This window comes from Klebsiella sp. HMSC16C06 (assembly GCF_001808325.1).
Taxonomy (GTDB): Bacteria; Pseudomonadota; Gammaproteobacteria; order Enterobacterales; family Enterobacteriaceae; genus Klebsiella; species Klebsiella variicola.
In genome coordinates this window covers 92,103-99,886 of the sequence record NZ_KV793006.1, presented here as the reverse complement: position 1 = coordinate 99,886, position 7,784 = coordinate 92,103, and the positions used below count along the sequence as shown (strand labels likewise).

The 7,784-nt window shown below is 55.9% G+C and carries 7 protein-coding genes and 1 riboswitch; of the genes, 2 read left to right on the top strand and 5 right to left on the bottom strand.

The window, feature by feature from the left end:
• Window positions 1-101 precede the first annotated feature (101 nt).
• Complete coding sequence (gene murI / locus HMPREF3142_RS16295) at window positions 102-953, bottom strand: glutamate racemase (protein WP_008807849.1); 852 nt, start codon at window positions 951-953, stop codon at window positions 102-104.
• Window positions 898-2,736, bottom strand: a complete 1,839-nt coding sequence (gene btuB, locus HMPREF3142_RS16290; RefSeq protein WP_070612228.1) for a TonB-dependent vitamin B12 receptor BtuB — start codon at window positions 2,734-2,736, stop codon at window positions 898-900. The genes murI and btuB overlap by 56 nt, the downstream gene beginning before the upstream one ends.
• Before the next feature lie 64 nt (window positions 2,737-2,800).
• Window positions 2,801-2,988, bottom strand: a riboswitch (cobalamin riboswitch).
• A 114-nt stretch (window positions 2,989-3,102) separates the two neighbouring features.
• Here btuB and trmA point away from each other — a divergent pair.
• On the top strand, window positions 3,103-4,203 hold the full coding sequence (gene trmA / locus HMPREF3142_RS16285; protein ID WP_004203692.1) for a tRNA (uridine(54)-C5)-methyltransferase TrmA: 1,101 nt from the start codon (window positions 3,103-3,105) through the stop codon (window positions 4,201-4,203).
• A gap of 53 nt (window positions 4,204-4,256) precedes the next feature.
• On the opposite strand, the gene HMPREF3142_RS16280 is transcribed toward trmA, so the two are convergent.
• Window positions 4,257-4,616 (bottom strand): YijD family membrane protein, encoded by a 360-nt coding sequence (locus tag HMPREF3142_RS16280; protein WP_004203691.1) that lies wholly within the window; start codon window positions 4,614-4,616, stop codon window positions 4,257-4,259.
• A 15-nt stretch (window positions 4,617-4,631) separates the two neighbouring features.
• Window positions 4,632-5,267: an HTH-type transcriptional repressor FabR gene (gene fabR, locus HMPREF3142_RS16275; RefSeq protein WP_004151856.1), complete on the bottom strand. Its 636-nt coding sequence runs from the start codon at window positions 5,265-5,267 to the stop codon at window positions 4,632-4,634.
• Between the two features lie 196 nt (window positions 5,268-5,463).
• Here fabR and sthA point away from each other — a divergent pair, with 196 nt between their 5' ends.
• A complete protein-coding gene (sthA, locus tag HMPREF3142_RS16270) occupies window positions 5,464-6,864 on the top strand; it encodes a Si-specific NAD(P)(+) transhydrogenase (protein WP_008807852.1) in 1,401 nt (466 codons plus the stop codon).
• Here the strand turns inward: sthA and oxyR are convergent.
• Entirely contained in the window at window positions 6,847-7,764 is a 918-nt protein-coding gene (oxyR, locus tag HMPREF3142_RS16265; protein WP_008807853.1) for a DNA-binding transcriptional regulator OxyR, read from the bottom strand. The two genes, sthA and oxyR, sit on opposite strands and share 18 nt — an antisense overlap.
• Between the last annotated feature and the right edge of the window lie 20 nt (window positions 7,765-7,784).

Here is a 7,784-nt window from a genome sequence, read left to right as displayed (position 1 = left end):
TGTTCCGTGTCAGTGGAGGCGCATTATAGGGAGTTCTGAGACGTTGACAAGCCCTGTTTTCAAAAAATTATTCAACCGTCTCTTTTTTGTGCAAAACGTCCTTAAAGCGGTAATTTTTCCAGCGTTGGGAAACCATAGCGATGCAGAACGGGTAAAAGTTGTTCTGTTTCTGCCGTCAGCGCCATGCAGAATGCTTTATTCTCGTCACTGGACTTCGCGTCCGGCGCTTCATGCTCTAACAGCCAGGCGGTGCGGCGGGCAATCGCCGCGCCAGAATCGATAAGCCGCGTGCCCTCCGGCAGAACGCGCTGCAGCTCCTCCTGTAAAAGAGGAAAGTGGGTGCAGCCCAGCACCACCGTATCCGGCGGCTCCTGCATCCGCAGCCACGGGCGCAGGATACGGCGCAGCTCTTCTAACGGCACAGGCTCGCCATGCAGCTTCGCTTCCGCCAGCTCCACCAGCTCCGCCGACCCCAGCATCTCAATCCGACATTCATTGGCAAAGCGGTCAATCAGCTCACGGGTATAAGGACGCTTAACGGTACCGCGCGTCGCCAGCAGGCCAACAATACCGTTCGCCGTTAAGCGGGCGGCGGGCTTGATCGCCGGCACCACGCCAACGACGGGGAAAGCGAACTTTTCACGCAGGGCAGGCAGTGAGACGGTACTGGCGGTATTACAGGCGATGACCGCCAGCGCCAGTGGATAGCGTTGCTGAACGGCAGTCACGATTTCCACAACGCGCTCAACGATAAACTCCTCGCTCTTCTCACCGTACGGGAAAGCGACGTTATCAAAAGCATAGATGTAATGCAGATTCGGCAGCAGCTGCCGAATCTCATTATAAACCGACAACCCACCGACGCCGGAATCAAACACCAGCACGGTGGGACGTGGATCAGAAGGTGTAGCTGCCAGACAAGGTGTATTCCCGTCCTGCAGATTGGTAGCCATAAACTGTCTCGTAATCTTTATCGAACAGATTGGCTATTTTACCACGAACTGTCAGGTGTGAGGTGACGGGATACGATAAACCGACATCCCAGAGGCTCAACCCACCCATATTGACGGTACGTGAGTTGTCGTAGTCATAATCGTAACGCTTGCCGATGTAGTGATACGTCACATCCCACCCCAGATCGTAGACCTGACCGTTCAGCTCGTATTTCACCTGCTGCTTCGCCCGGCGATAGAGGATCTTGTTGGTTTCGTCATCGCGAGGGTCAACATACTGCAGCGTTAGATGATGCTCCACCGGCCCGGTGGTGACATTCCCCGTCCACTCCAGCCCCTTGATCGTCGCAGACTTGACGTTGTAATAGGCGTTGTTGTCGTAATCGATGAGGTTCTGAATCTCATAGCGATACGCGGAGAGGCGCCAGTCGAGCGGCCCCGTTAACCCTTCGAGGCCCGCTTCCCATTGCTTCGACTCCTCGGGTTTCAGGTTCGGGTTAGAGGCGATGCCAAAACGCTCTGCGCCATACTGCTGCCCAAGGGAGGGGGCGAGGAATCCTGTACCGTACGAGAGCGTTGTCCGATAACCGTCGATAAATTCCCAGCCTGCCGCCGTCTGCCAGGTTCCGTGCCAGCCAAACTGCTCGTCATGATCCTCGCGGCCGGAAGCTTCCAGCGTCACGCTATCAATCTGCTGCTGCCCAGTCAGATAAAGACCGGTGGTGTCACGCTTATACACGTCGGTACTGGTCGTTCCGCTGGATTTCAGCTTCTCTTGTTTCCAGTCAACGCCGCCGCTCACTGCCCCATGGCCTACCACAACATTATTTCCCCACTGGATATAGCGCTGTTCCATATCATCCAGGGTGGTGCCCGCGGCATAGCGGCCAGCGTCGCTGCTGTAGTTGTAATCTTTGATGCGCTGATAGTTAGCAATCAACTGAGAGGAGTAAATCCCGGAGTGGTAGTGCAGACCGGTATCCCAGGACTGAGTATAAGACTGATCTTCATCGTTTCCGCCTGCGTAGCCCCAGTTGCCCTGGTCATAGTCAGCGTTGGCGGAATAACCATAGCCGCGGAAGAAACCTGAGAAGTTGTCATCGAACTGATGCTGTACCCCGCCCCACAGCATTTTATTGCGGTAGCCGTCGCGATCGCTGTCGCCACTATAAGAGGAGTTTGGCTGAACGTTAAATCCTTTGGTGGTCTGATAGGCGCCGGCAGCGGTAACCAGCGTATCGCCAAACCGCTTGTTAAAGGCGCCGTCATAGGACTGGTAGCCGTTCGTCCCCGCGCCGGCGTTAATTTGCGAACGCTCAGCGTCGGTCATGGTGATAATGTTCACCACCCCACCGATCGCTCCGGAACCGTAGACTGCGGAGCGCGGGCCACGGATGTATTCCACCCGCTGGACCAGCGAGATAGGGATCTGACTGATATCTACGCCATTGGAGATCCCCGGACGCGCCATCGGCACACCGTCGATCAGCACCAGCACGTGACGAGCCTCCGTCCCCCGAACATACAGCGAAGCGCTCTGCCCCATGCCGCCGTTGCGGGCAATATCGACCCCAGGAAGACGACGCATGACATCGTTTAAATCTTTGGACTGCCAGCGGTCGATATCATCGCGCGTCACAATGTCGGTCGGCGCCAGCACGGTATTGACCGGCTGTTGAAAACGGTTTGCTGTCACCACTAACGTATCTGAATTGCTATCCTGCGCCCAGCCGGAAAATGCCGTGACGGATAAAGTCGTCATCAGCGAAGCTTTTTTAATCATTGTAAAAGCATCCGAAACAGAAAAAGGATGCCGCTGGTTTTATCAGTTGCTCGCGACGATAAAACCCAGTGCGACGTATTCCGGCAGGTCTTCGGGCTTGGAGGCTGTTTCAAGAAATAATGACTTCCCACGGCTAGCCGCAGTGTCTGCACCGAGTGCGCTCATTTCTCACCTTCCTTACCGCTGCGCGTCAGCCCCAGATTTCCACTGGGTTCCCTTTTAACTCACAGGACCGGTAGGCGAATGCTACAATTAGAATCATATAGATGTCCAGACTGCTAATTATATTTCCCGCCACATTCGAGGCTGGACATCCCCGGCGCTTTCCCTACAATCCCCGCGTACTTATTTTATTCAGGATGCATCATGACCCCCGAACACCTTCCTACCGAACAATACGAAGCGCAGCTGGCAGAAAAAGTCGTCCGTTTGCAAACCATGATGGCGCCTTTTGCCGCGCCGGTTCCGGAAGTGTTTCGTTCGCCGGTCAGCCACTACCGGATGCGCGCCGAGTTCCGTCTGTGGCACGATGGCGACGATCTGTACCATATTATTTTCGATCAGCAGACCCGGTCGCGGATTCGCGTTGACAGCTTTCCGGCCGCCAGCGCGCTTATCAATCAGTTGATGACCGCCATGCTGGAGGGCGTGCGCAACAATCCCGTGCTGCGCCATAAGCTGTTCCAGATTGACTATCTGACCACCCTCAGCAACCAGGCGGTCGTTTCGCTGCTGTATCATAAAAAGCTGGATGATGCCTGGCGTGAGCAAGCGGAGGCGCTGCGTGACGCCCTGCGAGCCCAGGGACTCAATGTGCATCTGATTGGACGGGCGACCAAAACCAAAATCGAGCTCGATCAGGACTATATAGATGAACGTCTGCCGGTTGGCGGGCGAGAGATGATCTACCGTCAGGTGGAAAACAGCTTTACCCAGCCGAACGCGGCCATGAACATTCAGATGCTGGAGTGGGCGCTGGATGTCACCAAAGGGGCGACCGGCGACCTGCTGGAATTGTACTGCGGCAACGGTAACTTCTCGCTGGCGCTGGCGCGTAATTTTGATCGCGTGCTGGCCACCGAAATCGCCAAACCTTCAGTGGCTGCGGCGCAGTACAACATCGCCGCTAACCATATCGACAACGTGCAGATTATCCGCATGGCGGCGGAAGAGTTTACTCAGGCGATGAATGGCGTGCGGGAGTTCAACCGGCTGCAGGGTATCGATCTGCAGAGCTATCAGTGCGAGACCATTTTCGTCGATCCGCCGCGCAGCGGACTGGACAGCGAAACGGAAAAAATGGTGCAGGCCTATCCGCGCATTCTGTACATTTCATGCAACCCGGAAACGCTGTGCCGCAATCTGGAGACGTTAAGCCAGACGCACAACGTCACCCGGCTGGCGCTGTTCGACCAGTTCCCGTACACCCATCATATGGAATGCGGCGTTCTGCTGACCCGGAAATAGGCCCAAAAAAACCGGCAATGTCATATTGCCGGTTTTTTTACACCACTGGCGGCTTACTCGGCTGCCGTATTTTTGCGGTTACGCATCTTGTAGCCGATCCAGAAGACCATCGCGACGGACAGAACGGCCGGGAAGAAGTTAGAGCCGATATCCGGGTACTCCGCACGCACGACGGTGCTGTACAACAGCACCCCGAGAATAAAAAAGGCGGCGGCCAGGCCCGGAAGCCCAACGGGCATACTGCGATTCTGATAGCGCTGATGCAGACAGTAGACCGTCAGCAGCAGGGATAAAATCGGGAAGACGGAAAACGGAACTATCGAACTGAACAGCGCCGCAAAGGCGCCATTAATGGATAACCCGGCAATCAGCGCCAGCAGCAGCGTACCTTTATCTTGAACTGAGTGTTTCATTGCTCGTCCTTCACGTTATTCGGAATGATGTGACATTTTTTCTTGTTCACGGCGATACCAGTAATACGCGCCTTTCGAGATCATTCTGAGCTGCAGCACCAACCGTTCTTCCAGCTGCCGGCGCTGTTCAGGGCCGACATCCAGCGCTTCCGCGCCAGCGCTAAAGACGATGGTGACCATAGCTTCAGCCTGCGCTTCGGTGAAGGCGCGCGGCATATGGTTTTCGAGTTCTAAATAGTCGGCGAGTTCCGCGATAAAGTGCTGGATCTCGCGCGCGACGGCGGCGCGAAACGCCGCAGAGGTTCCCGAGCGCTCTCGCAACAGCAAGCGGAAGGCGTTCGGGTTGTTACCGATAAACTCCATAAAGGTGGAGACCGAGGTACGGATCACGCTGCCGCCTTTAGCAATTCTCTGGCGCGCCTGACGCATCAGCTGGCGCAGCATCAGTCCGCTCTCATCGACCATCGTCAGACCTAACTCATCGACATCGCGAAAATGACGATAAAAGGACGTCGGCGCGATCCCAGCTTCCCGCGCCACTTCGCGCAAGCTCAGGCTGGCGAAACTCCGCTCAGCGCTAAGTTGGCTGAATGCTGCTTCCACCAGCGAACGGCGGGTTTTTTCTTTTTGTTGTGCTCTTACGCCCATCACGATGTATGAATCCTTCCAATAGCCCTGCTGGCACTATACCAGAGATTAAAACTAATCGGTTTGCACTGGATTGTGAATGATTGTTTACGAGCCGTTTCTGCTTTTATGCCGCAAAAAAGCACAACGATAATTGGGTTAAAGCGCAGCGAATGTTATCATCGTGTTTATTTTATGTATAAAACAGGTGAGTAATGCCATGTCACACTCTTGGGATTATGATGCAATAGTGATTGGTTCCGGTCCTGGCGGCGAAGGCGCCGCCATGGGACTGGTGAAACAGGGAGTACGCGTTGCCGTCATTGAGCGCTACCATAATGTCGGCGGCGGTTGCACCCACTGGGGCACCATCCCGTCGAAAGCCCTCCGCCATGCCGTCAGCCGTATTATCGAGTTTAACCAAAACCCCCTCTACAGCGACCACTCCCGCCTTCTTCGCTCTTCTTTCGCCGACATCCTCAACCATGCCGACAGCGTCATCAACCAGCAGACTCATATGCGCCAGGGATTCTATGAGCGCAACCACTGTGAAATTCTGCAGGGCAACGCGCACTTCGTTGATGAACATACTCTGGCGCTGGAATGCCATGACGGCACGGTCGAGACGGTGACTGCGGAGAAATTCGTTATCGCCTGCGGGTCACGTCCCTACCATCCGGCCGATGTCGATTTCCACCACCCACGCATCTATGACAGCGATTCGATTCTCAGCCTGCAGCATGAGCCGCGCCACGTGATCATTTACGGCGCCGGGGTGATCGGTTGTGAATACGCCTCGATCTTCCGCGGCATGGAGGTGAAGGTCGATCTGATCAACACCCGCGATCGTCTGCTGGCCTTCCTCGATCAGGAGATGTCAGACTCGCTCTCTTATCACTTCTGGAACAGCGGCGTGGTCATTCGCCACAATGAGGAGTATGAGAAAATTGAGGGGGTGGATGACGGCGTGATCATGCACCTGAAGTCCGGTAAAAAACTGAAGGCCGATTGCCTGCTGTACGCCAATGGCCGCACCGGCAATACCGACACCCTGGCGCTGGAAAACATCGGTCTGCAGACTGACAGCCGCGGCCAGCTGAAGGTCAACAGCATGTACCAGACCGCCCTCCCGCACATTTATGCGGTTGGCGATGTCATCGGCTATCCAAGCCTGGCTTCTGCCGCTTACGATCAAGGGCGCATTGCCGCCCAGGCGCTGGTGAAAGGCGAAGCCTCAGCGCATCTGATTGAAGATATCCCAACCGGGATCTACACCATTCCGGAAATCAGCTCCGTCGGGAAAACCGAGCAGCAGCTGACGGCAATGAAAGTGCCGTATGAGGTGGGTCGCGCCCAGTTTAAACACCTGGCACGGGCGCAAATCGTTGGCATGAGCGTGGGAACCCTGAAGATCCTGTTCCATCGGGAGACCAAGGAGATCCTCGGCATTCACTGCTTTGGCGAACGCGCAGCCGAAATCATTCATATCGGCCAGGCGATCATGGAGCAGAAAGGTGGTGGTAACACCATTGAGTACTTCGTCAACACCACCTTTAACTACCCGACCATGGCGGAAGCGTATCGGGTTGCCGCGCTGAACGGCTTAAACCGCCTGTTTTAACGCCTTGTCGAAATGGCCATCCATCGTACCGCGGATGGCCTCCGCCAGATGTTCATAGCGGCTGCGCAGCGGGGAGCCGGGACGGTAAACCAGGCCGATGGTTCGTCTTGGCTCTGGCTTAATGCACGGCAGATAGACCACACCATCGCGTTTTCTTTCCTGCGGTACTGCCAGCGCAGGCAGCAAGGTAATGCCGCTGCCCGCCGCCACCATATTGCGTAGCGTTTCCAGACTGGTCGCCCGGAAGTGGGTATCCTCATCCGCTCCCGCTTCAAAGCAAAAGCCCATCGCCTGATCGCGCAGACAGTGGCCATCCTCCAGCATCAGCAGCTTTTCACCAGCCAGATCCGACATCGGCACGCGGTCGCGGTTCGCCCACGGGTGATCCTCATAGATAGCCAGCATCATCGGCTCATCAAACAGCGGCACCTCGATAAAGGCCTCGCTCTCTTTGACCAGCGCCAGAATGGCGCAGTCGAGCTTACCGCTGTCGAGCTGGGCCAGCAGCTGATGGGTCTGCGCTTCGTGCAGGTACATTTCCAGCTTCGGAAAGGTTTGGTGCAGCATCGGAATGATCTGCGGCAGCAGATACGGGCCAATTGTCGGGATCAAGCCGATGTGCAGCGGCCCGGACATGGTTTCCCCTTGTTGGCTTGCCATCTCCTTGAGCACTTTTACTTCGCGTAACACGGTACGCGCCTGATCCACCAGCAACAGCCCCGCCTGGGTAAACAGAACCTTACGGCTGGTGCGCTCCAGCAGCATGACGCCAAGTTCATCCTCGAGCTTGCGGATCTGTCCGCTGAGCGTCGGTTGGCTCACGTGGCATGAGTCAGCCGCCCGCCGGAAGTGGCGGTGTTCGGCGAGCGCTACCAGGTATTCAAGATCGCGAATATTCATTATTCATCCTCCATCGCCAC

Coding starts and splice junctions, on each gene's coding strand:
- murI (WP_008807849.1), bottom strand. CDS start 953: ATGGCTACCAATCTGCAGGACGGGAATACACCTTGTCTGGCAGCTACA.
- btuB (WP_070612228.1), bottom strand. CDS start 2,736: ATGATTAAAAAAGCTTCGCTGATGACGACTTTATCCGTCACGGCATTT.
- trmA (WP_004203692.1), top strand. CDS start 3,103: ATGACCCCCGAACACCTTCCTACCGAACAATACGAAGCGCAGCTGGCA.
- HMPREF3142_RS16280 (WP_004203691.1), bottom strand. CDS start 4,616: ATGAAACACTCAGTTCAAGATAAAGGTACGCTGCTGCTGGCGCTGATT.
- sthA (WP_008807852.1), top strand. CDS start 5,464: ATGTCACACTCTTGGGATTATGATGCAATAGTGATTGGTTCCGGTCCT.
- oxyR (WP_008807853.1), bottom strand. CDS start 7,764: ATGAATATTCGCGATCTTGAATACCTGGTAGCGCTCGCCGAACACCGC.